The organism is Pseudomonas sp. S2_H01 (genome assembly GCF_054668305.1).
This window is the reverse complement of record NZ_CP162756.1, coordinates 652,309-678,024: the sequence shown is the minus strand read 5'-3', so window position 1 is coordinate 678,024 and position 25,716 is coordinate 652,309. Positions and strand designations below refer to the sequence as shown.

Annotated in this window: 20 protein-coding genes; 11 read left to right on the top strand and 9 right to left on the bottom strand. The window is 60.6% G+C overall.

Annotated elements, in window-relative coordinates:
• Nucleotides 1-37: 37 nt before the first annotated feature.
• From AB4N84_RS02995 to AB4N84_RS02970, 6 genes are all read right to left on the bottom strand, one after another.
• Nucleotides 38-2,203, bottom strand: coding sequence for a glycosyltransferase family 2 protein (locus AB4N84_RS02995; RefSeq protein WP_460045206.1), 2,166 nt, complete (start codon nucleotides 2,201-2,203; stop codon nucleotides 38-40).
• Nucleotide 2,204: 1 nt separating this feature from the next.
• A complete protein-coding gene (locus tag AB4N84_RS02990; RefSeq protein WP_460045205.1) occupies nucleotides 2,205-3,443 on the bottom strand; it encodes a hypothetical protein in 1,239 nt (412 codons plus the stop codon).
• The gene (locus AB4N84_RS02985) at nucleotides 3,440-4,687 is read right to left on the bottom strand and encodes an HlyD family secretion protein (protein ID WP_460045203.1); all 1,248 of its coding nucleotides are present in this window, start codon (nucleotides 4,685-4,687) and stop codon (nucleotides 3,440-3,442) included. The genes AB4N84_RS02990 and AB4N84_RS02985 overlap by 4 nt, the downstream gene beginning before the upstream one ends.
• Nucleotides 4,688-5,170: 483 nt before the next feature.
• Complete coding sequence (locus tag AB4N84_RS02980; RefSeq protein WP_460045202.1) at nucleotides 5,171-6,397, bottom strand: alkaline phosphatase family protein; 1,227 nt, start codon at nucleotides 6,395-6,397, stop codon at nucleotides 5,171-5,173.
• A gap of 262 nt (nucleotides 6,398-6,659) precedes the next feature.
• Complete coding sequence (locus tag AB4N84_RS02975) at nucleotides 6,660-7,382, bottom strand: FadR/GntR family transcriptional regulator (protein ID WP_074757216.1); 723 nt, start codon at nucleotides 7,380-7,382, stop codon at nucleotides 6,660-6,662.
• Between the two features lie 198 nt (nucleotides 7,383-7,580).
• The gene (locus AB4N84_RS02970) at nucleotides 7,581-9,323 is read right to left on the bottom strand and encodes an IlvD/Edd family dehydratase (protein WP_460045200.1); all 1,743 of its coding nucleotides are present in this window, start codon (nucleotides 9,321-9,323) and stop codon (nucleotides 7,581-7,583) included.
• Nucleotides 9,324-9,544: 221 nt separating this feature from the next.
• Here AB4N84_RS02970 and AB4N84_RS02965 point away from each other — a divergent pair, with 221 nt between their 5' ends.
• The 11 genes from AB4N84_RS02965 (at nucleotide 9,545) to AB4N84_RS02915 (ending at nucleotide 20,081) form a co-directional block, all read left to right on the top strand.
• The gene (locus AB4N84_RS02965; RefSeq protein ID WP_074757212.1) at nucleotides 9,545-10,861 is read left to right on the top strand and encodes an MFS transporter; all 1,317 of its coding nucleotides are present in this window, start codon (nucleotides 9,545-9,547) and stop codon (nucleotides 10,859-10,861) included.
• Nucleotides 10,862-10,996: 135 nt separating this feature from the next.
• The gene (gene araD1 / locus AB4N84_RS02960; RefSeq protein WP_074757210.1) at nucleotides 10,997-11,989 is read left to right on the top strand and encodes an AraD1 family protein; all 993 of its coding nucleotides are present in this window, start codon (nucleotides 10,997-10,999) and stop codon (nucleotides 11,987-11,989) included.
• A 295-nt stretch (nucleotides 11,990-12,284) separates the two neighbouring features.
• Nucleotides 12,285-13,868 (top strand): aldehyde dehydrogenase (NADP(+)), encoded by a 1,584-nt coding sequence (locus AB4N84_RS02955; RefSeq protein WP_460045199.1) that lies wholly within the window; start codon nucleotides 12,285-12,287, stop codon nucleotides 13,866-13,868.
• 166 nt (nucleotides 13,869-14,034) lie between these two features.
• On the top strand, nucleotides 14,035-15,360 hold the full coding sequence (locus tag AB4N84_RS02950; protein ID WP_460045198.1) for an MFS transporter: 1,326 nt from the start codon (nucleotides 14,035-14,037) through the stop codon (nucleotides 15,358-15,360).
• Nucleotides 15,361-15,599: 239 nt separating this feature from the next.
• On the top strand, nucleotides 15,600-15,899 hold the full coding sequence (locus AB4N84_RS02945) for a DUF5629 family protein (RefSeq protein WP_074757204.1): 300 nt from the start codon (nucleotides 15,600-15,602) through the stop codon (nucleotides 15,897-15,899).
• Between the two features lie 106 nt (nucleotides 15,900-16,005).
• Nucleotides 16,006-17,172 carry a lactonase family protein gene (locus AB4N84_RS02940; protein WP_074757202.1) on the top strand — a complete coding sequence of 389 codons (1,167 nt, stop codon included), beginning with the start codon at nucleotides 16,006-16,008 and terminating at the stop codon, nucleotides 17,170-17,172.
• Nucleotides 17,173-17,361: 189 nt separating this feature from the next.
• Nucleotides 17,362-17,544, top strand: a complete 183-nt coding sequence (locus AB4N84_RS02935; RefSeq protein WP_314580532.1) for a hypothetical protein — start codon at nucleotides 17,362-17,364, stop codon at nucleotides 17,542-17,544.
• A 532-nt stretch (nucleotides 17,545-18,076) separates the two neighbouring features.
• Nucleotides 18,077-18,268 carry a hypothetical protein gene (locus AB4N84_RS02930; RefSeq protein WP_460045196.1) on the top strand — a complete coding sequence of 64 codons (192 nt, stop codon included), beginning with the start codon at nucleotides 18,077-18,079 and terminating at the stop codon, nucleotides 18,266-18,268.
• Nucleotides 18,265-18,498 carry a hypothetical protein gene (locus AB4N84_RS02925; RefSeq protein WP_460045195.1) on the top strand — a complete coding sequence of 78 codons (234 nt, stop codon included), beginning with the start codon at nucleotides 18,265-18,267 and terminating at the stop codon, nucleotides 18,496-18,498. Before AB4N84_RS02930 ends, AB4N84_RS02925 begins: the two co-directional genes overlap by 4 nt.
• A gap of 247 nt (nucleotides 18,499-18,745) precedes the next feature.
• Complete coding sequence (locus tag AB4N84_RS02920; protein ID WP_460045194.1) at nucleotides 18,746-19,714, top strand: hypothetical protein; 969 nt, start codon at nucleotides 18,746-18,748, stop codon at nucleotides 19,712-19,714.
• Complete coding sequence (locus tag AB4N84_RS02915) at nucleotides 19,704-20,081, top strand: hypothetical protein (protein WP_460045193.1); 378 nt, start codon at nucleotides 19,704-19,706, stop codon at nucleotides 20,079-20,081. The genes AB4N84_RS02920 and AB4N84_RS02915 overlap by 11 nt, the downstream gene beginning before the upstream one ends.
• Nucleotides 20,082-20,145: 64 nt before the next feature.
• On the opposite strand, the gene AB4N84_RS02910 is transcribed toward AB4N84_RS02915, so the two are convergent.
• The 3 genes from AB4N84_RS02910 to AB4N84_RS02900 are packed head-to-tail and all read right to left on the bottom strand — an operon-like array spanning nucleotide 20,146 to nucleotide 25,624.
• Nucleotides 20,146-20,745, bottom strand: a complete 600-nt coding sequence (locus tag AB4N84_RS02910) for a glutathione S-transferase (RefSeq protein WP_460045191.1) — start codon at nucleotides 20,743-20,745, stop codon at nucleotides 20,146-20,148.
• Nucleotides 20,742-24,386: an AAA family ATPase gene (locus AB4N84_RS02905; RefSeq protein WP_460045190.1), complete on the bottom strand. Its 3,645-nt coding sequence runs from the start codon at nucleotides 24,384-24,386 to the stop codon at nucleotides 20,742-20,744. Before AB4N84_RS02905 ends, AB4N84_RS02910 begins: the two co-directional genes overlap by 4 nt.
• Nucleotides 24,383-25,624, bottom strand: coding sequence for an exonuclease SbcCD subunit D C-terminal domain-containing protein (locus tag AB4N84_RS02900; protein WP_460045188.1), 1,242 nt, complete (start codon nucleotides 25,622-25,624; stop codon nucleotides 24,383-24,385). Before AB4N84_RS02900 ends, AB4N84_RS02905 begins: the two co-directional genes overlap by 4 nt.
• Nucleotides 25,625-25,716: the final 92 nt, after the last annotated feature.

The window sequence follows — 25,716 nt, the reverse complement described above, 5'->3', positions numbered from 1 at the left end:
GCGCTCCAACTCAGCCCAGACGGTTGAAACCACCTGATCACAACCGCATCCCGAACCACGCGCGTATGTGCATGAACAGCCACGACACCACGTCCCCGCGCGGGGCCGACAGTCTTGGCATAGGGCCTTCGGGCAGGCGCATGCTGACGGTCTTGAAACGCGGCAACGGTCGACGGCCGCGCACGGCCCGTTGTTGGCGCGCGGCGCGGGTGTGAAGCGGCTGAGGCGGGCGTTTTTCGCCGATCAGCGAGCGGCGCAGCAAACTGCTGAATGCGACACCCGGCATGGCCTTACCCGCGACGTTGGTGTTGGCGTCGCTGAACAATCGTCCGATCAGCCGCTGGCGCAAGGCGTCGTCCATGTCGATGAACTGCAGCCCCAGGCGGCCGTCGCCGGTCTGGCGTTTCACCTCGACGGACACGCGGCCCACCTTGTTGACCCAGACCTCGCCCCGCAACCCCGGCTTGATCAACTCGGCGTGTTCGCAGGCGAACGAGACGCCGGTGAGCGAGATGTCCGTCAGGCGTCCGGCGAACATGCGTCCGGTCAGATGCAACCCGGCGGGTTTGAGGAAGGGGAAGCGCTCTTCGCCGTGCAGGCGCGGACGGTCGACGCAGGCCACCAGCGTGGCGACGTTGTAGATCAACGCGACCACCGTCCAGCACAGGTTGAATTGCACGTTGCCGTCGAAGGTGTCCGCGGTGGCAATCGCCGTGAACGCACCGACTTGCGCGAACAGCGTGAGAAAGAAAAAGAACCCGAACAGCTTCCAGTGCACCATGGTCTTCGACCGGTCCAGCCCTTTGGCCGTGACCTTGAACGGCCGGCCAAAGGGACGAATCAACGCGCTGATGATCGTGGCCGTGACCGCCAGCGAGGCGACGATCTGCGTGACTTCGGTGAAGATCGGCAGCGTCCTGCGGTCGGTGACCCACGTGCCGTAACCCCAGAACGCAATGAGCGCCGGCATGCCGAACGCCAGAAAGTCCATCGGCTTGGCGTAGAACCCGGCGATGCCGAAATACCAGTAGAGCAACGGCGAGATCAGCATCATCAGAATGAACGGCTTGGAAAACCAGTGCAGCATCCCGTGGATGTAATGCAGTCGATCGTTGAGCGTGTAGCCGCGCCCCCGAAGTGGACCGTCCGCAAGCAGCGCGACCTGAATCGTGCCCAGGCACCAGCGGCCGCGCTGGTTGATGTACTCGGTCAGGCCTTCGGCGGACAGGCCGATCGACAGCCGCTCGTTGAGCCAGCGCGTCACGTAGCCGCGTTGCAGCAAGCGGTAGGTGGTGTAGATGTCTTCGCACACGGAGCCGGTTGGAAAGCCGCCGATCTCGTTGATCCGGTCGCGGCGCACGACGAAGGATGTGCCGACACAGAAGGCCGCGTCCCAGCCGTCCTTGGCCGGTTGAAACACGTCGAAGAACACCCGCTGTTCATCGACCCAGCAAGTGGACGAGCCAAGGTTGTGCTGAATCGGATCCGGGTTGTAATAGAACTGCGGGGTTTGCACCAGTGCGACTTTCGGGTCTTCAAACAAGCCGAGCGTGCGCATCAGGATCGGTTGCTGCGGCGCGAAGTCGGCGTCCAGCACCAGTATGTAGGGCGCGTTGGTCGAGGCTTCTGACTGGCGCAAACCGTTGTTCAGGTTGCCCGCCTTGGCGTGGCTGTTGTCGGGTCGGCGGGCGTAGTAAACGCCCATTTGCGCGCAGTAGTCGCGCAGCCAGTCGCGACGCGTGTCGTCCAGTACCCAGACGTTGAAGTTGGGATAGTCCATGGCCTTGGCGGCAATGATCGTCTTCTCGAGCACGTCCAGGCCTTCGTTGTACGTGCAGATGAACACATCGACGGCAGGCACGTGTGGACCGGCGGCGCGCAGGCGTTCCTCGCCCGCATCGGCGGCTTGCGAGTGGTCGCTGCGCACCAGCATGACCACGATCGACACCAGCGTGTAGGTGATCGCCAGCATCTCGAAAAACAGGAACGTGTACGACCACAGCGCAGCGAAGCCCGAATGAATGTCCGGCAGTGTTTCGCGCACTCGCCAGATCACGTAGTTGATCAACAGCAGCCCGGTCATGATGCCGAACACGGCGCGTGCGCCCCATTGATCGCGATGGGTCAGGCAGGCGAACAACACGACCATGGCCAGGGTGCCAAGGTTGAGCTGCCACAGTTGCAGCGAATCGAGGGCGTGCATGTCAGTTCGCCTCCTGGGCTCCGGTGAAGGGGTTCACGCCGCTGGCCGCGATGGCCGCCCACGCTGTGGCCCCCAGATGAGGCAGGTGGTAATAGAAAAAGTCGTTGCCGGTGGAATCCGGGCCGATGGCCAGTCCGGTGCTGATCTGCGGTTGCGGTGTCGCGAAGAGCCAGCCATCGGCTGCCTGCTGGTCGATCAGCAGTGACCACAGCGGCTTGGCTTTGTCGGTGGCGCCGGTCAGTTGCGCGACGGCGGCGGCCTGCGCGGTGCCTTCGGTCCACAGCCCGTCCGGGTCCCGGTTGAAGCCGTAACCGCCGCCAAAACGGTGCACCTGATCGATGAAGGTGAACACGCGGGACCAGTCGGCAGGCGGATTTCCAACGGCAATCAGCGGCCAGATCTGTGCATCCAGGCCGGAGCGTTGATGCTCGGCGGTGCGGCCGCCGGGCAGGGTGCCGATCAGGAACCGACCTTCGGTGGCGAGCCACTGGCTGTCGACGAAATGCCGGGCAATCTGCGCCTGCTTGGCGCTGTCCTGACTGGCCGTGATGCTGTTCAGCGCGGCCCAGGCCGCAGCCAGATCGACGTTGTGCTCAGTGGACTTCCATCCCTGACGCACCGGGTTGGGCGGATAACCGTAGAAGCCGCCGATGAAACCCGCCGGTGCCTGACTGTCGTAGGTGTTGCGCTGGGTCCACAGCAGGACTTTTTCCGCCGCCAGCAGATAGCGCTGTTCCTCGCTCTGGCGGAACGCTTCCAGCAACGCCAGCACCGCCCAGGCTTGATTGCCGGTAGCGCTGCCGACCTGATAGGCGTCCTGATTCCAGGCGTTGCGTTCCTGGCTCCAGTAGCCCGGCAGCAGAATCGGACCCTTTCGCTTCACCGAACCTGCGGCATAGGCGTTGCGCAGACGGCCGTCCTGGTAATCGGGATCGTTGTCGGTGGCGTAGACAAGGGCATCGGCGATGCGTTGCGCGGAGATCGGTTTGCCGCAGCCGAACAGGGCGATGCTGGCGAGCGCGTTGTCGTAGGTGAAGGCCACGCCGCGCAGGGCGACGATGGCCGGAGGACGCCCCTCGAACGCGGGATAACTGGCGAGCATCACCGGGCCGTCGGGGAGGGACTGGACGGCACGGTCGAGGGCCGCGCAGGTCAGGTGTTCGAGCTGGGGGCGGCTTTGTTCGGCCAGCGCGGGCGTAATGACAAGGGTCATCAGCAGCGACGTCAGCAAGGCTTTCAACGCCAGACCTCGGTCGTCACCCAGTTGCCCGGGTTGCAGGTGCGGGCGCGCTCGTTTTCTGACAGGCCTTCGTCGAAGGCGCCCACCACGTACACCGAGTTTTGCTCGGCGAACGGGAAGGGCACGCTGTAGTTCGCAGACTGGGTATCGCTGGGCTTGGACAGCAGCTGGACCACGTGGGCCTGCAACGGTTGGTTCAGGCCGGCGACATTGACTTTCAACACCGTATCGCGGGTGATCTTGCTTGCCATGCGCTCGGGGAAAACCGCGATGACGTTGCTTTCATTGCAATGCGTGGCGCGCACCAGCGTGGAACCGGCGCGCACCAGCGTGCCTTGCGGCGCGATCAGCTCCTGCACGGTGCCCGGTGCGTAGGCGACCACGTTATAGGCGGCCATCAACCTGACCCGGTTCTGTTCGGTCTCGATCAGCCGGTTGAGATTGTCCAGTTCCTCCTGTTGCGTCGCGCGGTTCTTCGTCTGGTTCGCCAGGCTCAGCTGCAAGGTGGTCATCTGCGCCTGAAGGTCGAACATGCGCAGTTGGTCCGGATCGAGATACACCTGTTCGCTGGCCGCTGAGACGTCGCCGCTGTTGATGCGCACCTGCGAACGAATCGATTCGGCGGCGCCTTGCAGCGACGCCAGTTGAGCTTTGGACGAGGTCACTGCCGCCTCGCTGACTGCGCCCTGACGGAACAACTCCAGGTTGCGCGTCACCGTGGCCTGAGCGTCCTGCAGACGGGCATCGGCCGCGACACTTTCGGCTTTCAGCGCGCGCTGGGCGTACAGCTGTCGGGTGCGGTACGCGCTCTGGTATTGCTGACTGGTTTTGTCCAGCGCGTCGTAAAACTGCTGGTCATGCTCGGCCTGGCTTTTCAGTGACGCGAGTTGTTGCTCCAGGGTAAGGCGACGGGTTTGCAGGGTGAGCAGGGTTTCCTGATTGGCACGGGGGTTTTCGATGGTGGCGATGGTCTGACCTTTCTCGAATGCCTCACCGGGTTTGATCCTGAGCGAGCTGACCACCCCGTCGATGGGCGTGGTCAGCAGAATCACCGGAGCGTTCAGGATCGCGCGGGTGGCGGACGATGACAGCAGGGGCATGAAGAGGGTGGAAAACAGCAGCCACACGATGAAAAACAGCACGCTGAACCCCACCAGCCTGGGCAGCAGCGACAGCGTAAAAAAGCGCGGCTTCGAAGGCTTGCCCGTCATCTCGATCGGCTCGATCGACAAATTGGTCATCATCCGGTACTCCAGGGTCGAGCGTGTAGAAATCAGTTCGCAGACGCGGGCACACAGGCGCCGTGACTGCGTCAGGTCGACGACAGCTAAACCAAGGCATACGAAAGCGTCGCCTGGTCAGAGGCGGGGTAAGGGGACTGTCTTGTTGAAAGCGCAGGACTGAAAAAGCTGGATACGTCCCGTCTTGTAGAAATGCAGCCGAAGTGATCCAGGCAGGAGAAAACGATCACTGCCGTTACGCTAGGCGGGAAGTCTTTTACTGTCAATCACCTGCGCGCGCTCAAAGATTGGCGCCGGTTTGACGGCACGCTTTTTTGACGCGATGAACGGCAGGCGGGTTTTTTCGTTGCCTGTAACCCACTGATCTGGCGATGTTTATGAAGGCACCAGATACAGCGAACCTTTGGTCGTTGCTACGGTTAAAGCCAGAGTGAAAAGCGCGATAGCGCAAAAAAATATAAGGATCCCGTTTGTCATGCCAATGCTTCAGCGCTTGGCGGGCGGCTCCGTGATCAGCCTGGAAACGGAAACGTCATTGAGCACCACTGTGTAATTGAGTGAGCCGATGGACGGTGGCAGCTCAGTGTCGATGTATTCGCGGGAGGAGTCCGTGAGTTTGGCGATCAGTTGACCCGAGCGATAAATGCGCAGCGGTTGTTTGCTGCCTTCAGTGACGCGCCAATGCAGACTGACCGAGCGCGTGGCGGTGTTCAGGGTTGCGCTGAGCTGGCGCACACCGACATGCCCGATCAGCGGCACGCCGTCGATGACATAGCGTTCCGGATCCGAGTTGATGCCCAGATGAACGAGGATCGTCGGGGCGATGTCGGCGACGCTGGCAAACCCGTAGAGGCCCTCAAGCCTGCTGTCGAACGGGTCGCCGATTGGGTGCGTCAGCTCCTCGTTGGCCGGTTTGTTAAGCCCGATGAAGGTGGTTTTTTCGCTGCGGCTCTGTTCGCCATGGTCATAACCGTCTGGCGGGCGCCGTCCATGGTCGGTGGTCAGCATGACCAGCCAGTCTTCGTCGGGGTTCTGTTGTTTGCGTTTGTCCAGCGCCCCGAGGATTTGCCCGATCTGCAGGTCCACCCGCGCGATTGCCTCCTGATAGCGGGGACCAAACCCGTTTTCGTGCCCTGCGTTGTCCGCTTGATCGAGGTGCACGAAGATAAAGTCGAAATTGCCGGTGCGCAGTTCCTGAACCGTACGGTCGGTCGTGCATTGATCATCGCCCCCACACTTCACGCCCAGTTCGATGAACCCGGCGTTGATGTCGTCGATGAAGTTGTCATTGATCGGGTTCCAACTGACGATGCTCGCGGTGTGACGCGTGGGGGAGGACAGGCTGATCAGCTTGAACAGGCTGTCGGTCTTGTTGCGCAGGCTGCTGTCGTTGCCGGCAATTCGGTGGCGGTTGACCCAGGCGCCCGTCAGCACTGTGGCCCAGCCGGGACCGCTGAACGTGGGTTGCTGAGTCGAGCTGCCGATGATGCCACCGGTGTAGCTCATGGCCGGATGAAGCTGGGTGATGAAAGGGGCTTTGCCGGCATCCATGGCGTGTTTGAGTTGTTCGTACTGCACACCGTCGATGCCGATCAGCAGGGCTTTGTGCCGATGAAAGTCGACAGCGTCGCCCAACAGCATGTTTTTCAGGAGCAGCGCTGCCAATAACCCCAGAAGCACAGCGATGCCGCAGAGCCTGGCGATTGGATACATGATGAGCCTCATTTTTTGCACTGAGGTCGCGGGCAATAAGGCATGAAAGGGCGACTAATCCGTGTCGATGGCGAATTGGGTTCTATTGGTTATAGCGGAGTTTTGGCGGGGTGCAGGCTGCAGAGACGACATAGGGCTGGGCCCGCGACGGTGGGGGGCTAGCTTGATCTCGAAGGCGGTGGGTCATCCGGTATCGATGTCTCAGAACTGACGCATTCGTCGGCATGCCGCCCAGATCAAGCTCGCACAATTGCGTGGCGGCCTACAGCTTCAATCCTTGTCCCAGCACCACATTCAGCGCGTTACGTGCGTCGTCCAACTGGACCAGCGTGGCGTGGTGAGCGCCGAGGGCATCGCGGTTTTCGATGGCGGTCAGAATCGCCTTGTGCCGGGGCAGGGCCAGTTCGTGCAGGTTCGGGCGTTTGTTGGAATGCTTCAACGCTTCGCGCAAGGCCAGCGACAGCATGTTGCACAAATGGGCCAGCAGATCGTTGTGGGTGGCGTCGGCGATACGGCTGTGGAAATCCAGGTCCGGTTGCAGCACGGCTTCCACTGTCGGCGCGGCTTCCATGCGTTGATACGCCTCGCCGATGGCGGCGATTTCATCGGTGGTGGCATGTTGCGCGGCGAGGGCAGCGGCAGCGGGTTCGATGATGCTGCGCACGCTGGTGAGCAGGGCGAAGAACTCGTTCTGCGGCGAGCTTTGCATCAGCCAGTGAAGGACGTCCGGGTCGAGGATGTGCCATTCGCGGCGAGGTTTCACCACCGTGCCGACACGCGGACGCGAATAGACCAGGCCCTTGGCGACCAGCACACGCGTGGCCTCTCGCAACACCGGGCGACTGACGGCATATTCTTCACAGAGCAAGGCTTCAGCGGGCAGCTTGTCGTCAGGTTTGAAGCGGCCTGAAACGATCTGCATGCCGATGTCCTGGACGATGCGTGAGTGCATGCTTTTGCGGTCGGAGGGCTTACGGTAATCCATGGGGGCGCGGGGCGATCCTGAGCGGTGAATGCCGCGCATCATAGCATTGGCGGGGAATGGGCGGCGCAACGCGAAATTCGATGTCACACCCAGACCTGTAGGAGCGCGCTTGCCCGCGATCAGGGTGTGTCAGGCAAATTATTTGAACCTGACACACCGCTATCGCGGGCAAGCGCGCTCCTGCAGGTTCTGCGTCGATCAGTGAGAATGCCTTGGCACTTCCGACCCGCGCATCCCCACCAGGAAGTCAAAATCGCACCCCTGATCCGCCTGCATGACGTGGTCGATGTACAGCTGGCGATAACCGCCGATCAGCAGTTGCTGAGGCGCTTGCCAGTCGGCCAGACGCGCGGCCAGTTCTGCTTCGGAAATGTCCAGATGCAAGCGTCCGGTCGAGCAGTCGAGTTCGATGTAGTCACCTTCCTGCACCACCGCCAACGGACCGCCTGCGGCCGCTTCCGGCGCAACGTGCAGCACAACCGTGCCATACGCCGTGCCGCTCATGCGCGCATCGGAAATCCGCACCATGTCCGTCACGCCCTGCGCCAGCAGCTTGGCCGGAAGGCCCATGTTGCCAACCTCTGCCATGCCCGGATAACCCTTCGGCCCGCAGTTTTTCATGACCAGAATGCTGTTGGCGTCCACGTCCAGTTCCGGATCGTTGATTCGCGCCTTGTACATGTCGAAGTTCTCGAACACCACCGCGCGACCGCGATGCTTCATCAAGGCGGGCGTCGCAGCGGATGGTTTGAGCACAGCGCCCAACGGCGCAAGGTTGCCACGCAGCACACAGATGCCGCCGTCGGCCACCAATGGATTGTCGATGGCGCGGATCACTTCGTCATCACCGTAGATCGGTGAGTTCTGCACGTTTTCCCAGAGCGTTTTGCCGTTCGCGGTCAGCGCTTCAGGGTGGGGAATCAGGTTGTTTTCGCCCAGACGACGCAGTACCGCAGGCAGGCCGCCCGCGTAGTAGAACTCTTCCATCAGGAAGCGTCCTGAAGGCTGCAGGTCGACCAGAGTCGGCGTGCCGCGACCGATGCGGGTCCAGTCGTCCAGTTCCAGGTCCACGCCGATACGACCGGCGATGGCCTTGAGGTGAATCACGGCGTTGGTCGAGCCGCCGATGGCAGCGTTGACGCGAATGGCGTTTTCGAACGCCTCTTTCGTGAGGATCTTCGACAGGCGCAGGTCTTCGTTGACCATCTGCACCGCGCGCATGCCGGACATGTGCGCCAATACGTAACGGCGTGAATCCACCGCAGGAATGGCGGCGTTGTGCGGCAACGACGTGCCCAGTGCTTCGGCCATGCAGGCCATGGTCGAGGCGGTGCCCATGGTGTTGCAGGTGCCTGCCGAGCGCGACATGCCGGCTTCGGCGGAGAGGAATTCATCCAGGCTGATCTGCCCGGCTTTATAGGACTCGTGCATCTGCCAGACGATGGTCCCGGCGCCGATGTCTTTGCCTTTGTGTTTGCCGTTCAGCATCGGCCCGCCGGTGACGACGATGGCTGGCACGTCGCAGCTCGCCGCGCCCATCAGCAGCGCCGGGGTGGTCTTGTCGCAACCGGTCAACAGCACCACGCCGTCAATCGGGTTGCCGCGAATCGCCTCTTCCACGTCCATGCTCGCCAGGTTGCGGGTCAGCATTGCAGTTGGACGCAGGTTCGATTCGCCGTTGGAGAAGACTGGGAATTCAACCGGGAAACCACCGGCTTCGATCACGCCGCGTTTGACGTGTTCGGCGATGGTGCGGAAGTGGGCATTGCACGGTGTGAGCTCGGACCAGGTGTTGCAAATGCCGATGATGGGCTTGCCCTGAAACTGGTGGTCGGCAATGCCCTGGTTCTTCATCCAGCTGCGGTACATGAAGCCGTTCTTGTCGGCGGTACCGAACCATTGGGCAGAACGCAGGGTGGGTTTCTTATTGGAATCAGACATAAATCAGCACTCTTATTGTAAGACTAAAGGCTTCGCGTGCTGACTAAAATAGGCCGAAAATCGTCTGAGTGGAAGTGTTGTAACGTCAAATAGTAATACTATATAGTCGGTTTCCATCGAGGGACGACCCTGCCAGCCCGACTCACTGCAGTAAGGCACACACGAAGGCAGAGGCGATCCCCGGAAGCTTCCATAACAAAAACAACGTGGAGACCGCATACATGAGCCAGGAACTCAGGCTTATTCGCCGCATCACCTTGAAACTCATCCCTTTTTTGATCCTGTTGTACCTGATCGCGTATGTGGACCGGTCTGCCGTCGGCTTCGCCAAGTTGCACATGGGCGCAGACGTCGGCATCGGTGACGCGGCCTATGGCATGGGCGCCGGGCTGTTCTTCATTGGCTACTTCCTGCTGGAAATCCCCAGCAACCTGATGCTTGAACGCTTCGGCGCGCGGCGCTGGTTTGCGCGGATCATGATCACCTGGGGCGCCATCACCATGGGCATGGCCTTTGTACAAGGGCCGACCAGCTTCTATGTGATGCGCTTCCTGCTCGGCGCGGCCGAAGCGGGCTTCTTTCCGGGCGTGCTGTACTACATCACTCAGTGGTTCCCGGTGCGCCATCGCGGCAAGATCCTCGGGCTCTTCATCCTGTCCCAACCCATCGCGATGATGATCACCGGCCCGATTTCCGGCGGTCTGCTGGGCATGGAAGGCGTTGGCGGCCTGCACGGTTGGCAATGGCTGTTCCTGTGCATCGGCGCCCCGGCGATCCTGCTGACCTGGCCCGTGCTGCGCTGGTTGCCGGATGGCCCGAAAGACGTGAAGTGGATGGATCCGGTCGAAAAAGACTGGCTCGCCGGTGAGCTGAAAAAAGACCTGGAAGCCTACGGCCAGACCCGTCACGGCAATCCACTGCACGCCCTGAAGGACAAGCGAGTGCTGTTGCTGGCGCTGTTCTATCTGCCCGTCACGTTGAGCATCTATGGCCTGGGCCTGTGGTTGCCGACGCTGATCAAACAGTTCGGCGGCAGCGATCTGGTCACCGGCTTCGTTTCGGCAGTGCCTTACATCTTCGGCATCGTCGGTCTGTTGATCGTGCCCCGCAGCTCCGACCGCCTGAACGATCGCTACGGTCACCTCGCCGTGCTCTACGTCATCGGCGCGCTGGGCCTTTTCCTGTCGGCTTACCTGACCGTGCCGGTGCTGCAACTGGCGGCGTTGTCTCTGGTGGCGTTTTCCCTGTTTTCCTGCACCGCGGTGTTCTGGACCTTGCCGGGCCGTTTCTTCGCCGGTGCCAGTGCAGCGGCCGGTATCGCGCTGATCAACTCGGTCGGCAACCTCGGCGGTTACATCGGCCCGTTCGTTATTGGCTGGCTGAAGGAAATCACCGGCAACCTGGCCACCGGCCTGTATTTCCTGTCGGGCGTGATGATCTGCGGATTGATCCTCACCGGCGTCGTGTACCGCGTCCTGGAACGCAAGCACGTCTTGCCGGAATCCAAATTCGCGGCCAGCGCGCGCAGCTCTCGTTAAAGACGCGGCCTGTGTAGGAGCGCGCTTGCCCGCGAAGGCGTTGTGTCAGGCATGAAGATGTCTCATGCAAAAAGCTATCGCGGGCAAGCGCGCTCCTACAGGGACCGTGCACACCATCTGGAAAGGAGACATTTCATGCATTTGGTTCAATTCGAATTGGGTAACGGCGAACGCCGTGTCGGTCTGGTGGACGGCGCGCTGGTGCGCGAAGTGCAGGGTGCGACCAGCACCCGTGAACTGGCGCTGGCGGCCATCGACAAGAAGATCTCGTTGGCCGAACAGGTCGACAGCCTGGGCCTGGGTGACAGTCATGATTACTCGCAACTGCGTGCCGACCTTATGATCCTGCCGCCGCTGGACCATCCGGATCCTGCGCACGTATTGGTCAGCGGCACCGGTCTGACCCATTTGGGCAGTGCCTCGGCCCGCGACAAGATGCACCAGCACGGCAATGACGAATCGGCCATGACCGACACCATGCGCATCTTCAAATGGGGCATCGAAGGCGGCAAACCTGCAGCCGGTCAGGCAGGTGTGCAACCGGAGTGGTTCTACAAAGGTGACGGCGGCATCGTGGTTCGTCCTGGCGCTGCGTTCCCGCAACCCCCGTTTTCCGAAGACGCGGGCGAAGAGCCCGAGCTGAGCGGCCTGTACGTGATCGGCAACGATGGCAAACCGTATCGCCTGGGCTTTGCCATCGGCAACGAGTTCTCCGACCACGTCATGGAGCGCAAAAACTACCTGTACCTGGCGCATTCCAAACTGCGTGCCTGTTCGTTCGGGCCGGAACTGCGCGTCGGTGATCTGCCGCAGAACCTGGCCGGCACCAGCCGCATCCTGCGCGACGGTCAGGTGCTGTGGGAGAAGGAATTCCTGAGCGGCGAAGCCAACATGTGCCACAGCCTCGAAAACCTCGAATACCACCACTTCAAATACAGCCAGTTCCTTCGTCCGGGCGACGTGCACGTGCATTTCTTCGGCACCGCGACGCTGTCGTTCGCCGACGGCATCAAGACCCAGCCGGGTGACACGTTCGAGATCAGCCAGCGCGAATTCGGCGCGCCATTGACCAACGGCATTGCGCCAACCGAGGGCGTGTTCCAGCCCGGCGGTATCAAGCAGCTTTGATGCAATGGCTGATCGTTCCCACGCTCAGCGTGGTGACGCCTTGGGTAACGCTCCGCGTCACGGGGACGCAGAGCGTCCGGAGGGGCATTACCACGCAGAGCGTGGGAACGATCAATCGTTGATCTGACAGGCGACAGACATTCTGTGGGAGCGAGCTTGCTCGCGAAGACGTGAATCAGGGCGATGGACATCCTTCGGATTCACCGACCCCTTCGCGAGCAAGCTCGCTCCCACAGGGCCGCAACGGCCGGAAAGTGTCGGCGCCTGTTTCGAATGTCCTAAAGGAAACGCTTTCATGACCCAGATTCTCGGCCACAACTACATCGGCGGCCAGCGCAGCGCCGCTGGCACCGTCATCGTCTATAGCGTCGACGCCAGTACCGGTGAAAACCTGCCCCACGACTTCTATCAGGCCACGGTCGAAGAGGTCGACGCTGCGGCGAAAGCGGCCGCTTCCGCATACCCGGCCTACCGGGCGTTGAGCGCAAAAAAACGCGCACAGTTCCTCGATGCCATCGCAGACGAACTGGACGCACTGGGCGACGACTTCATCGCCACAGTCTGCCGCGAGACCGCGCTGCCGACGGCGCGCATTCAAGGCGAGCGCGGTCGTGTGACCGGGCAAATGCGTCTGTTCGCCAAGGTCCTGCGTCGCGGTGATTTCTACGGCGCACGTATCGATCTGCCATTGCCGGATCGCAAGCCCGCGCCACGACCCGACTTGCGCCAGTACCGCATCGGCCTCGGCCCGGTGGCCGTGTTCGGCGCGAGCAACTTCCCGCTGGCGTTTTCCACGGCTGGCGGGGATACAGCTTCTGCGCTGGCGGCCGGTTGCCCGGTGGTGTTCAAGGCACACAGCGGTCACATGGCGACAGCCGAGTGGGTCGCCGACGCGTTGCTGCGTGCCGCCGACAAAACCGGCATGCCCAAGGGCGTGTTCAACATGATCTATGGGGGCGGCGTCGGCGAGTGGCTGGTCAAGCACCCGGCGATCCAGGCGGTAGGCTTTACCGGTTCGCTCAAAGGCGGTCGTGCGCTGTGTGACATGGCGGCTGCGCGTGCGCAACCGATTCCGGTGTTCGCGGAAATGTCGAGCATCAACCCGGTGATCATCCTGCCTCAAGCGTTGGCGCTGCGCAGCGAACGCATCGCCGCAGAACTCGCCGGTTCCATCGTTCAAGGCTGCGGGCAGTTCTGCACCAATCCGGGCCTGATCATCGGCGTCAGTTCACCGACCTTCAGCGAATTCCAGCAGCGTCTCGCGGCACAGATCAACGACCAGCCAGCACAGACCATGCTCAACGCCGGGACCCTGAGCAGTTACACCCGTGGCCTCAAGGCATTGAACGCTCATGCGGGCATCCAGCATCTGGCGGGCCAGGAGCAGAAGGGCGATCAGGCCCATCCGCAGCTGTTCAAAGCCGATGTCAGTCTGTTGCTGGAAGGGGACGAACTGCTGCAGGAAGAAGTCTTCGGCCCGACCTCAATCGTGGTTGAAGTCGCCGACCAGGCACAGCTCACCGAGGCCTTGCTCGGGCTTCATGGCCAGCTCACGGCGACGCTGTTGGTCGACGGCGACGACATGCAGCGCTTCAGCGAATTGACCGGCCTGCTGGAACAGAAGGTTGGGCGCATCCTGATCAATGGCTATCCGACCGGGGTTGAAGTGGTTGACTCGATGGTCCACGGCGGGCCGTATCCTGCGACCTCCGATGCACGCGGCACGTCGGTCGGCACCTTGGCGATCGACCGTTATCTGCGCCCGGTCTGCTTCCAGAATTACCCTGACAGTGCCTTGCCCGACGCCCTGAAAAACGTCAACCCGCTGGGGATTCAGCGGTTGGTGGATGGGGTGAATACCACCGCAGCAGTAGGTTGATACGCCTGACCTGCTCGTTCCCACGCTCCGCGTCCTGGTGACGCGGAGCGTCACGAGCTGCATGCCCACGCAGAGCGTGGGGACGATCAGGAGCCACGCTCCTACAGATTTTTACATTCCTATACGAACACCCGACACCCACATAAAAACAAACGAGGTGCGCCCCATGACCGCCAACGCCATACCGCTGGAACAGCTCGACACCGACGCGCTCGAGGACAGCATCTACCGCAAGGTAAGCTGGCGCATCGTCCCGTTGTTCATCTGCTGTTTTCTGTTCGCTTATCTGGATCGGGTCAACATCAGTTTCGCCAAGCTGCAAATGGCCAGCGACCTGGGCTTCAGCGAGACCGTTTACGGCCTCGGCGCCAGTCTGTTCTTTGTCGGCTACTTTCTCTTCGAAGTACCCAGTAACGTGCTACTGCACAAGATCGGCGCGAGAATCTGGATCGCCCGGATCATGGTGTCGTGGGGTATCGCTTCAGCTTGCATGATGTTCGTGCAGACCGAATTCTGGTTCTACACCCTGCGTTTTCTGATTGGCGTGATGGAAGCCGGCTTCGTCCCGGGCGTGCTGTATTTTTTTACCCAGTGGTACCCGAGCACGCGACGGGCTCGGGTCAATTCCTACTTCAAGAGCTCCATCTGCCTGTGCGGTATCGTGGGCGGTCCGATTGCCGGCCTGATCCTCGGCCACTTCGACGGCGTCATGGGCCTGGCCGGCTGGCGCTGGCTGTTCTTGCTGGAAGGCATTCCGTCCATCCTGCTGGGCGGCGTGGTGTTCTGGCTGGTCAAGGACCGCATCGAAGACGCCCCTTGGCTCAGCGCTGAGGAAAAACAGGTGGTGCTGTCGCGCATGGCCAAAGAGGCCAAACCCGCCACGCCGCAGAAGGTCAAGGACATCTGGAAACACCCGACCACCTACGTCATGTCGGCGATCTACCTCTGCCTGGTGATGGCGCTGACAGGTCTGCTGTTCTGGATGCCGCAACTGATCAAGAGTGCGGGCGTGACCGACACGATGAACATCGGCTGGCTGACGGTGATTCCCTACGTCGGCGCGGTGATCGGCAACCTGCTGATCGGTGCCAGCTCCGACCGTCATGGCGAACGTCGCTGGCACATGGCGGCCTGCGCAACCCTGACGGCCGCAGGCTATCTGGTCTGCGCGCTGTTCCCCGGCCAGTTGCTGCCTTTGATGATCGGCATGACCATGATCATGACCGGCATCATTGCCTGGATGCCGATCTTCTGGACCATCCCGCCACGCTTCCTGACCGGTATCGCCGCGGCAGCCGGGATCGCGCTGATCAACTCGCTGGGTCAGTTGGGCGGCATCATCGCGCCGTTCATGGTCGGGCGCATCAAGGACCTCACCGGCACGGCAACGCCTGCGTTGTTCGCCTTGTTTGCGGTAAGCGTGTTGGCCATTGCGCTGATCGTGTGGGGCATTCCGAAGCGTTACTACGCGAAGGAAGCGCTTCAGGATTGAAAAGAAACCGATGGGAGCGAGCTTGAGCGCGGCAGGGTAAATGTTGCCGAGCACCGAATCTGTGGGAGCGAATTCATTCGCGAAGAGGGCCCAGACGATGGATCTTCATTGGATGCACCGACCTCTCGCGAATAAATTCGCTCCCACAGAGGTGTATGCAGCGTTGCTTAACCTGGGCGCACGCCGCGATGGCAGCTTTTGTCCTATCATTCGCGCTTTAACCTACGCGAACGACTGCCATGACCGACACCCCCGAAACCCTGCGCACCGCGCTGCATACTGCACTGACGTCTCACAGCATGCTGCAGATCGACGGCCTTCACTCCTACGAGTTCAGGCTGGACGAAATGCTGCAAATCGAAAGCATGGACGGACGCGAACGCAAGGTCTGGCGATTCTCGCTGGCGCAAATCGATTCTGCCGAGTTCGACAGCGAACTGCAGAGTTGGGTCATCAACGACGGCAATGCCGATCACCGCATCGTTGTCTTGAGCGGCTTCTCCGCGCGTGATGAGGATGAGGAAGGCGAGCAGGGCTGATTCCTTCCTGCAGTGTTGAGGCCAGGCAACTACTGCGCTGAAACCGCTGTCATAGACCTGATTCTCGCGTTTACCACGCCAACAATTTCAAAAAGAGAATGCCCCAATGACCCCAAGACTCCTGCCGTGGCTGGTGCTTGCCAGCAGCCTCACCGCTGTTTCCGTTCAGGCGAAATCCATGACCGACTACGACGTACTGGTGGGTGCCTACACCGCTGGCGCCAGCGAAGGCATCTATCGTTATGGCTTCAACACCCAGACCGGCCAGCTCGAAGCGAAGCCACGTCAGGTGATCAAAAGCGAAAACCCGTCCTGGTTGACCCTCTCCAAAGACCAGCGCCACCTGTTTGCGGTCAACGAGAACGGTCCGGGTCAGACGGACGTCGTCGGCAAGGTCAGCAGCTTCTCCATCGACCCCAAGACCCACGCGGTGTCGTTCATCAACCAGATCGAGAGCAAGGGTGAAGAGCCGACGCATTCGAACCTGAGTCTGGATGGGCGCTTCCTGTTCGTGGCCAACTACGCCGTACACCCCGATCCGGGCGGTTCTCTGGCGGTCGTGCCGGTCGGCAAGGATGGCAAGCTGTCTGCCGTCGCGCAGACTGCGACGCACGAGGCCAGTAAGGTCAACCCGGAACGCCAGGCGTCATCCCACGTGCATGCCGCCGTGCCGACCCCCGATGGCAAGTACCTGATCGCCATGGATCTGGGCGCCGACAAGATGTTCGTCTTCAACTACGACGGCAAGAAAACCCAACCCCTGACGCCCGCCAAAGCGCCATCGGTTGACCTGCCGCCGGGCAGCGGTCCACGTCACTTGCTGTTCAGCAAGGACGGCAAGCACGCCTGGCTGACCATGGAAATGAGCGCGCAGGTGGCGGTGTTCGATTACCACGATGGCGTGTTCAAGCGCACGGCGTTGGTGGACCTGGCCAATAAAGACGGTCAGCAATACCGCGCAGCCGGTGGCTTGCACACCTCGCCGGATGGCAAGTTCCTTTACGTCGCCAATCGGGGCGAGGTCAACGAACTGCTGGTCTTCAGCATCAATTCGGGCACTGGCCAGTTGAAGGAAATCCAGCGCCGCTCGGTGGAAGGCAAGGAGCCTCGTGAGTTCAGCTTCGACCCTAGCGGTCATTTCGTGCTGATCGCGAACCAGAAGAGCAACCAGATCGTGACGGTCCGTGTGGACCCCAAAACCGGTGTGTTGGGCGACACCGTGCAGAAAGTCGACTTCGATTCCCCTTCGGATTTCCGTTTTTTGAAGCCGTGACGGCTGGCAAGTGACACGTTGACGCAGGCTCCAGCCCTTGAAAATCAAGGGCCGGAGCCATGTATTAATTCAAGTGATAAGGGCTAGTGCCAGAAAAGATTTTTTCTGAAAGCTCCTCGGGCGTACTTTTAATTCCACGGCCAAGACGGTCAAGACTTGAAACGAAACATCAACACCGAGGTACACCCCATGAACTTCAATATCTTCTCCATCATCGCCGCGTCTGCCATCTCCGCTACTGTTGCATTGCCCGCCAGTGCCAGTGTCGAAGTCACAGACAAAAAAGTCAGCTCGACCCAGAGTTACACCCCGAAGTACTTGCAACAAAGCGCTAACTTCTATGCGGCTCTGGATCATAAGACCCAGCAATGAATAGAACTCGATGTGAATCCATTCCCCGTTAACGAAGCACACGATACCGGGGAATGGATTTGTAAGAAGTGAACGGGTTCAATTGTTATACCTGCTCCGAGTGCAAGAACGCTTTCGCGAGCAAATTCGCCTTTAACAGGTTGATGCGACCCACTGACCACTGCGTGTCAGGCCATGCATCAAATGTCGGCGAGCTTGCTCGCGAAAGCGTTGAATTCCCTCCTTTGGTCCCCGTCTGCTGAATAAGCGACGGGGATTTTTTTATGCCTTTATCTTCATGTTTCTGTTGTGTAGGAGCGCGCTTGCCCGCGATTGCGGTGTGTCAGTCAGCAGAGATTTCACAGATTTACCACCATTATCCGGATGCAGCCCAGAGCAAGCGCGTGCCTACACAAGGCATTACGCTATCGGCTTAATTAAGATCTTACATAATCAACCGAATCGATCTTTTGAATCGCTGCGCATCGTTTTTCATTAATAGTCACTCCGGGCATTCTGGGCGCCAGAAACGAAACATCCTGGAGCAACTGTTATGGCCACTGCCATTCTTCATTCACTTAAACACGGCGCTTACACCGCCATCGCGTTGTATGTTGTTTTCATTGCAGTGGTCACCGTCACCAGCATGAATCCACAACTGACTGCACCGGCATCGGTGTCGGCTCAATCGTCCGTCGTCAAACTTGATCGTGCTGCTGTCAACACGCCGGAGCGTGCGTCGTGAGAGGCGTGAATTTTTGGGTGATCGTGTTTTTCGCCCTGATCAACAACGGCTGCTCGCTGCTGGGTCACGGCGAAGGGTCGGTGGGCGGTGTGGCGCGCAGCATGGAATTCAAGACCGAAGTTGCCGAAGCCATCGAAATGCAGCGGGCGCAACAGCTCAACGCCGGCAACCCGCCGCCGAAGCACGGCGAGTTGTTTTCGTTGGTTTTTCAGTTGAACACGATGGTGTGATCTCCGGATACCTCGTAGCAGTGCGGCTTTTCGGCGATAGCGATTTCAAGACACTCGCGCCGGAAAGCCATGCTGCCAGGTGGGACGTTGAGTTGCACATGTAGGGCATTTCTGAAAATCTCGAAGTCATGGCTTTTTCATCAGTTTGTTTAATGACATCGCCAAGCTCTGAACTTACTGTCCGGCCTCCATGGAAATGGAAAGGACGCTGCGCGGCGGCAGTTCTTTCACGCAAAAGGAGCCTGACGTGTCGCAACCCTACGCTTTCGTTAACGACGAAATCCGTATCTACAACCATATGCGCGATAACCTTCTGCCCGCGAGCACTCGCGCGAAACTCGATCAACTCAATCCTTTTCTTCGCAACGGCGTGGTGATGCCGGGAGAGATAGTGGTAGTGAGTGAAGGCTCCACTCATCTGTGCACTCCGGAAGAAACCCAATTGATGCAATTGGCATCGGACGTTCGAGGCGCGCTGATTGGCGTGGAACGGGACGCCAGCTACGCGATGGTGCATAACTACGACATGATCCAGAGCATCATGTCGTATGGGTCCATTGGTATCGGAGCCACCACGTCTGTGTGGAGCAAATATCTCAAGGAATTGGAGGACTTGCTAAAGCAGACCGAGGCGCTGCATCGGCGGTGGCGTGCTAGTGGTGTGACCAACGACGAGTTCTTCGCACAGCGCCGTGTCTTGTTTACCCGTATTGAAGCCAACCTCAAGGGAATTGGTCGCTTTGGGTCGGGCCTCGGCAGGGATGGCAAGATGAAGCGAATACTCGGTATCTCCAGCAAGAGTTATCTGCATACGGGCGAGATCCGGGGGTATGCGAATAATGTTAGAGGTATTTCCAGACTGGCAGGAGCATTGAGCAAAGGGGCTTATGTGGGAATTGCCCTCGACGTGGGCGCTGGAGCGCTGGAGATCAAAGAGGCGTGTTCTAAGGGACGAGAGGAGGAATGTACCAGGGCGAAATATGTGGAAACCGGGAAAACGGTAGCGGGGATAGCAGGCTCTTGGGCTGGCGGAACTGTTGGAACACTGGCGGGCGAAGCAGTTTGCGTTGGGCTGGGGGCCGCGTCCGGCGGGATGATATTAGCTGCATGCGCCGTAGTGGCAGGAGCAGTTACAGCATGGGGTGGTGGAAAAATCGGATCGATGGTGGGAGAAGACTCAACCATCCTGTTATACGAGGAAATCCATGGACGCTAAATTCCTCCTGGACTGGAGCATGGTTTTGAGCATGGTTATCTTACTTGTCGATGGGGCGGTCTCGTTGTGGGCCGCACTCTTCAGGCTGGAGCAAATAGAAGACGCGTTGGGGAATTGCCAAATCATCATCGACTCCAGGCGACAGCGTCAGAATTTAGGGTTGCAAGGGCGTCAATGGAGGTACGCAACGGCAACAGGGGCATTGTTGTTCACAAAAATGTATGCGCGCAAAGGCCTAGTAGACCCAGACGATGTTAAAAACATGCCAATCCACCTCAAACGTTGGGCCATTATTCCGAATGTGACGGGGGCCGTATTGCTCTTGGTGATGTTTGTTCAGCTGTTGCTGGCCGGAAAAATACTCTGACGGCGAACTCAAATACGCCCCCGCCGGTAAGCCGTGCGGCTACGAGAGCCGGGGCGTGCCGTATCTATTTCTTCATCGCCTGCTTGAACAACCCCGACTCCAGAAACCCCGCGAGCCACGCCTGCAAACGCGGATACGGCGCTTGCCAGAACCACTCCGGATCGACCCCGCAGAACTGGCGCACGAAAGGCGCCAGCGCAATGTCGGCCAGCGTCAGGTGATCGGTCACCAGAAAGTCGCGATCACTCAACAAACCTTCCAGCTTATTCAGGAACACTTCCCCACGTGCGCGGTACTCAGCCTGAGTGAATTCCGGATAGCGCACGGCGTATTTGTAGTGATCCAGATCGGTCTTGAAACGGCTGTCGTTCTCCGCGATCAGTTCCGCGATCTGCCGCTGCGCCTCCGGATCAGAGGCCATGGACCAATTGTCCGGGTCATTCTGGGCCAGTGCCCAGCGCATGATGTCCAGGCTCTGTTCCAGCACCTGGTCATCCAACACCAGCACCGGCACGGTGCCCTTGGGCGAGCGCTCGAGCATCTCCGGCGGCTTGGCCTTGAGGCTGACTTCAATCAGTTCAACCTGAACGCCCGAATACGCCACCGCCATGCGCGCACGCATGGCATACGGGCAACGTCGGAACGAATAGAGCAGGGCGCTCATCCACTGACCTCCACAGTGCTCAGGCCATTGCCCTGGCGGCGGACCTGGATCTGCACCGGAATCCGCTCGTGCATTTCCTGTACGTGGGAAATCACCCCCACCTTGCGCCCTTGAGCCTGCAAGCCATCCAGGGCATCCATCGCCAGCTGCAGCGATTCGGGGTCGAGGCTGCCGAAGCCTTCGTCGATGAACAGCGACTCGATTTTCAAGGTGCTGGACGCCATGGACGCCAGGCCGAGTGCGAGGGCGAGCGACACCAGGAAGGTTTCGCCGCCTGACAACGAATGCACCGAACGCAGCTCATCGCCCATTTCGGTGTCCATCACCAGCAAGCCGAGCATGCTGCCGCCGCGCTTCAGGCGATAACGCCGCACCAGTTGTTTGAGCTGCGCGTTGGCGTGATGCACCAGCAGATCAAGGTTGTACGTCTGGGCGATCTTGCGGAAGGTGTCGCCCGTGGCCGACCCGATCAAGGCATTGATCCGGCCCCAACGCTGGAACTCCGAATAGGCAGCGGCGATTCGCGCCTGCAATTCGCTGCTGGCAGTGCGACGGCGGTCGTCTTCACTGATTTGCGCGCGCAAATCGGCACACAACTGATCGTGAGTGGCCGACAGGCTCTGCGCATCCATCAACGCCGACGCCAATTGCTCGCCATCCGCGATGTCGCTGTGATGCGCCTGATGCTGTTGCAACTGAGCGTCGCGCTCTTGCACCAGCACTCTGGCTTGCTCCAGGGCTTTTTCGCTCAGCTGCAAGCGCTGGCGCAATTGCCCGACGCTGTCATCGCTCATGCCCAGCAAGGTGTCCAGTGCGGCGTCGTCCAGTTCGCTGTGCTGACCGCGCCACGCGTTGATCTGTCCGTCGAGGTCGGCCAGTTCTTGCTCCAGGCCTTGCAGTCGCTGAGTTTCGTTGTCCAGCTCTGCGCTCAGCTTGATCAGTTCGCTGCGGGCCAGTTGCAAGGCCTCGGTCGTGGTGGCCTGGGCTTGCCGCGCTTGCTCCACAGTGCGTTCGAGGTGCTGTTGCCACTGCTCGGCGCTGGCATGTTCGCCGAGGATTTCCTGCAAGCGTTGCTGAACGACCCGCTGTTGCTGCTGGCTGGCGTCGAGCTGTTTTTGCAGCTTCTGATGCTCGTGCAGGCGAGCTTCTTGAGTGATCTGCTCGCGCTCGATTTTCAGTGCCCGCGCGCTGTGTTCCTGTTGTTCGTCCTTCTGTTGCCCCAACTGTTCAATGCGGCGGGCAATGTCGTTGTCCAGCTGCAGAAAGCTTTCTGTGGCCGAATCGCGCCACGACGACAGGCTCTCGGCGGGCAACAGCGGCTCGAATTCCTGCAGTGCGGTTTCGAACGTCTGATTGTCCAGGGAGATGTTGCGCTGTTGATCGTCCAGCAGTTTCATCGCCTGCTGACTGGCCTCGCGCGCGTCCTGAACCTGCTGCTGCAAGGATTCGGCGTCGCGCTGCACCTTGAGCAGCCGGGTCTGGCGTTGCTCGGCGGTGAGAATTTCCTGCGCCAGCTGGTGCAGCCGCTCGCTCAGCCAGTCAGTACGCAGGTGCTCGGGTTGCTCCAGCAATCGCGCATACAGGGCATGGCCTTCCAGTTCCGGTGTGAGCTTGTGCAACTGCTCGCTGAGCTGATCCAGTTGCGGTTTGGAGACCTTCAACTGGTTGTTCAGCTCACCGACTTCTGCGCGCAATTCAGCGAGCTTTTCGCTGAGCTGGCTGACCTTCAGCCGTGCCTGGGTTTCTTCGCTGTCGTCATGCCCGGACAGCGCCTCGAGCAACGCTTCGGACTGGTGATACGGATGCTCTTCGCTGCCGCACACCGGGCACGGCTGTTGATCCACCAGTTGCCCGCGCAATTGCTCCACGCTTGCACTGCGCGCCAGCCGCTGGCGTTGCAGCAGTTCGACGGTGACCTTCAGCGCTTGCTCGGCGGCCTCGTGTTCACCCTTGAGCTTCAGGCCCTGAGCGATGCCTTGCGCGCGGCGCTCGGTGGCCTGTTGCTGACCGTTCTGCACGTCCTGCAGGCGCGTCGCGATGTCCTGATGACGCTGCCACAGGCGTTCGAGTGAGTCGCTGGCGGCGTGCTGCTGACGGTTTTCCTGCAACAGCGTGCCGAGGCGTTCGATCTCCTGACTGACAGCGTCGGCCTTGACCTGGGCATCGTCATACAGTGCCTGCAAGGCGCTTCGGCGTTCGCTCAGGGCCTGTTCGGCCCGCGTGGCCCCTTGCTCCAGTGCGGGCAGTTCTTCACGGCCTTTGTTCAGGCGCGAACTGACCAGCACGATCTGCTGCAGGCGGGGTCGATAGGCATCCCACGACTGGCTGAGCGAGCTGAGGGCTGCGCTGTTCTGCAGGTGTTCGGCGATGGATTGCAGACGGGCTTCGACCTGCCGTTGCTGCTCGCCCATTTCATTGAGCAGGACCTGGCCGTTGTGGCTGGATTGCTCGGCCACACGGGCCTGCTCACTGACCTGTTGCAGTTCCTGATTCAGATGGTTGAGCTGAACCTGCTGCTCGAACGCCTCGCGCAGTGTCGGCGCGCTGGCTTGCTGGTGTTCCTGTGCGTGTTGAAGCGCGGTGAGCGCGCTGGCGAGCTGGGTTTCAAGAGCGTCCAGGCGGGCCTGAGCCTCTGCCTGTTGCTGAGCATGGGCCTGAATACCCGCTGTCAGCGGGCTGAGTTGAGCGTCCAGCTTCTTGCGCTGACCGAACAGATGACGCTGTGGGGCAAGGCGTTCGAGCTGGCCCAGTTGCTGGCGGTCGCCGGCCTGGTTATCCCAGGTCTGCTGCGCATCGATGAGTTTTTCATTGGCCGCCTGATGGCTGTCGCGCAGGCGGTTCAGCTCCGTCAGCCATTGCTGTTTGAGTTCCAGCTGGCGCAGTTGAGCCTGCCCCTGTTTCAGTTGCTGCTGGGCGTCAGCGAAGCGTTGCTCGAGCTCGGCGCGCTGGTCGGGCTCCAGCGGGGTCAGGTTGCCGGCCTGCGCATTCAGGGCTTTCAGTGTTTCCTCGGCTTCCTTGCTCTTGCTGAACGCGCGACGGCCGAGCTGGCTGTAGATGGCGGTGTCCGTGAGCTTTTCCAGCAGCTCGCTGCGCTCTTTATCGTCGGCCTTGAGGAACGCGCTGAACTCGCTTTGCGCCAGCATCACGGCGCGGGTGAACTGCTCGAAATTAAGCCCCAGCCGGGCTTCGAGCAGGGTCTTGTATTCGGTCTTGTTTTGGCTGCTGAGAATCTGCTCGCTGTCCAGATCGGTCAGGGTCTGACGGCTGGCCTGAAGCTTTTTCGTGGCGTTGTCACGAGCGCGGTTGGTTTCCCAGCGCGCACGATAACGACGCTTGTCGATGCCGACGAAATCCACCTCGGCGTAACCGCTGCCGGTGCCGCGCCGCAGCAGGTTACGTGGATCGCTGGTGCTGATGTCGCCGTCGATTTCCGGGACCCTGGACTGGCCGACATCGTTCAGCCGCGGGATCGCGCCGAACAGCGCCAGGCACAGCGCATCGAGCAGTGTGCTTTTGCCTGCGCCGGTCGGACCGGTGATGGCGAACAGGCCCGCGCTGGCCAGAGGCTCGGCGGTGAAATCCAGTTCGAACGGGCCTGCAAGTGAGGCGAGGTTTTTCAAGCGAATGGCGAGAATCTTCATGGCTGTTCGCTCTCCAGTTGCACGTCCTGCAGCAGCAAGGCGAAGTCCTGCAACGTCTGTTCGTCGACCTCGTTGCCGTAATTGTCGAGCCAGGCGCGGCTGAACAATTCCTGCGGGCTGAGTTGATCCAGTTCGATCAGGTCCTGATTGCCGTCTTCGTCGCGGGCGCCTTTGCCCGCGTATTCGGCGGCGATGCGCACCAGTCGCACGGCCTTGTTTTCCAGCGAGGCCTCGATCTGGTTGCGCAAGTCAGGCTGCGGTTCGTCCAGGCGCACGCGGACTTCGAGCCAGGGTTGGCGGTCGATGTCGGCCAGCAGGTCGATGTCCGGCAGGTCCTTGAGTTGCATCAACAGGTCGGCCAGCGGTGCCGGCCCGATCCGTTGCAGGTTGACCGCGCGGGGGATCAGCAGCGGTTTGACGCTGGCGAGCGTGTCGCCCTCGCATTCGATTTCGAGGATCTGATGCTGATAGCCGATCTCCGAGAACGACAACGGGATCGGCGAGCCGCTGTAGCGAATGCGGTCTTCGCCATTGACCCGTTGTGGCTTGTGCAGGTGGCCGAGGGCAACGTAGGTGATGCTCTCGCCAAACAAGCTGGCGGGCAGGGCTTCGGCGTTGCCGATGATCAGGCTGCGCTCGGAGTCTTCCGAGACCGAGCCGCCCGCCATGTGGGCGTGACTGATAGCGATCAGCGCCTGGCCTTTTTTGCGTTTCAGATTGGCGGCGGCAATCAGCATCTCGTGGACCTGCCCGATGCCGCGCAGGTAGCTGTCGCCCAACGTCGGGCCGGTGACTTCGGCGGGACGCAGGAACGGCAGCGCCAGGCACCAGCCCAGCACTTTGCCTTTGGCGTTGGTCAGCGGGAGCAACAGGCGATCGACGTCGAGCACGCCGTCATCGAGCCACAGCACACGGCCCAGCGCGTGGGTGCGCAGGCGTCGCATCAGCGGTGCGGGAAGTTCGATGCGCGAACCGGAGTCGTGGTTGCCGGCGATCATCACGATGGTCAGTTGCGGGTTTTGTTCGTGGGCGCTGACGATGAAGTCGTACAGCCGCTCCTGGGATTTGACCGGCGGGTTGACGGTGTCGAAGATATCGCCGGCGATCAACAGCACATCGGGCTTGCGCTCGGCCAGTCGGGCCAGCAGCCAGGTCAGGAAGCTGGCGTGTTCGAAGTCCCGTTCCTGGCCATGGAGGTTTTGGCCCAGGTGCCAGTCGGAGGTGTGGAACAAACGCATGGGGGTACCTTGTGTTGAATGGTTTTCAGATGGCCGCAAGCCAACCCCGTTGATCGTTCCTCACGCTCCGCGTGGGAATGTCGGGTCGGTCG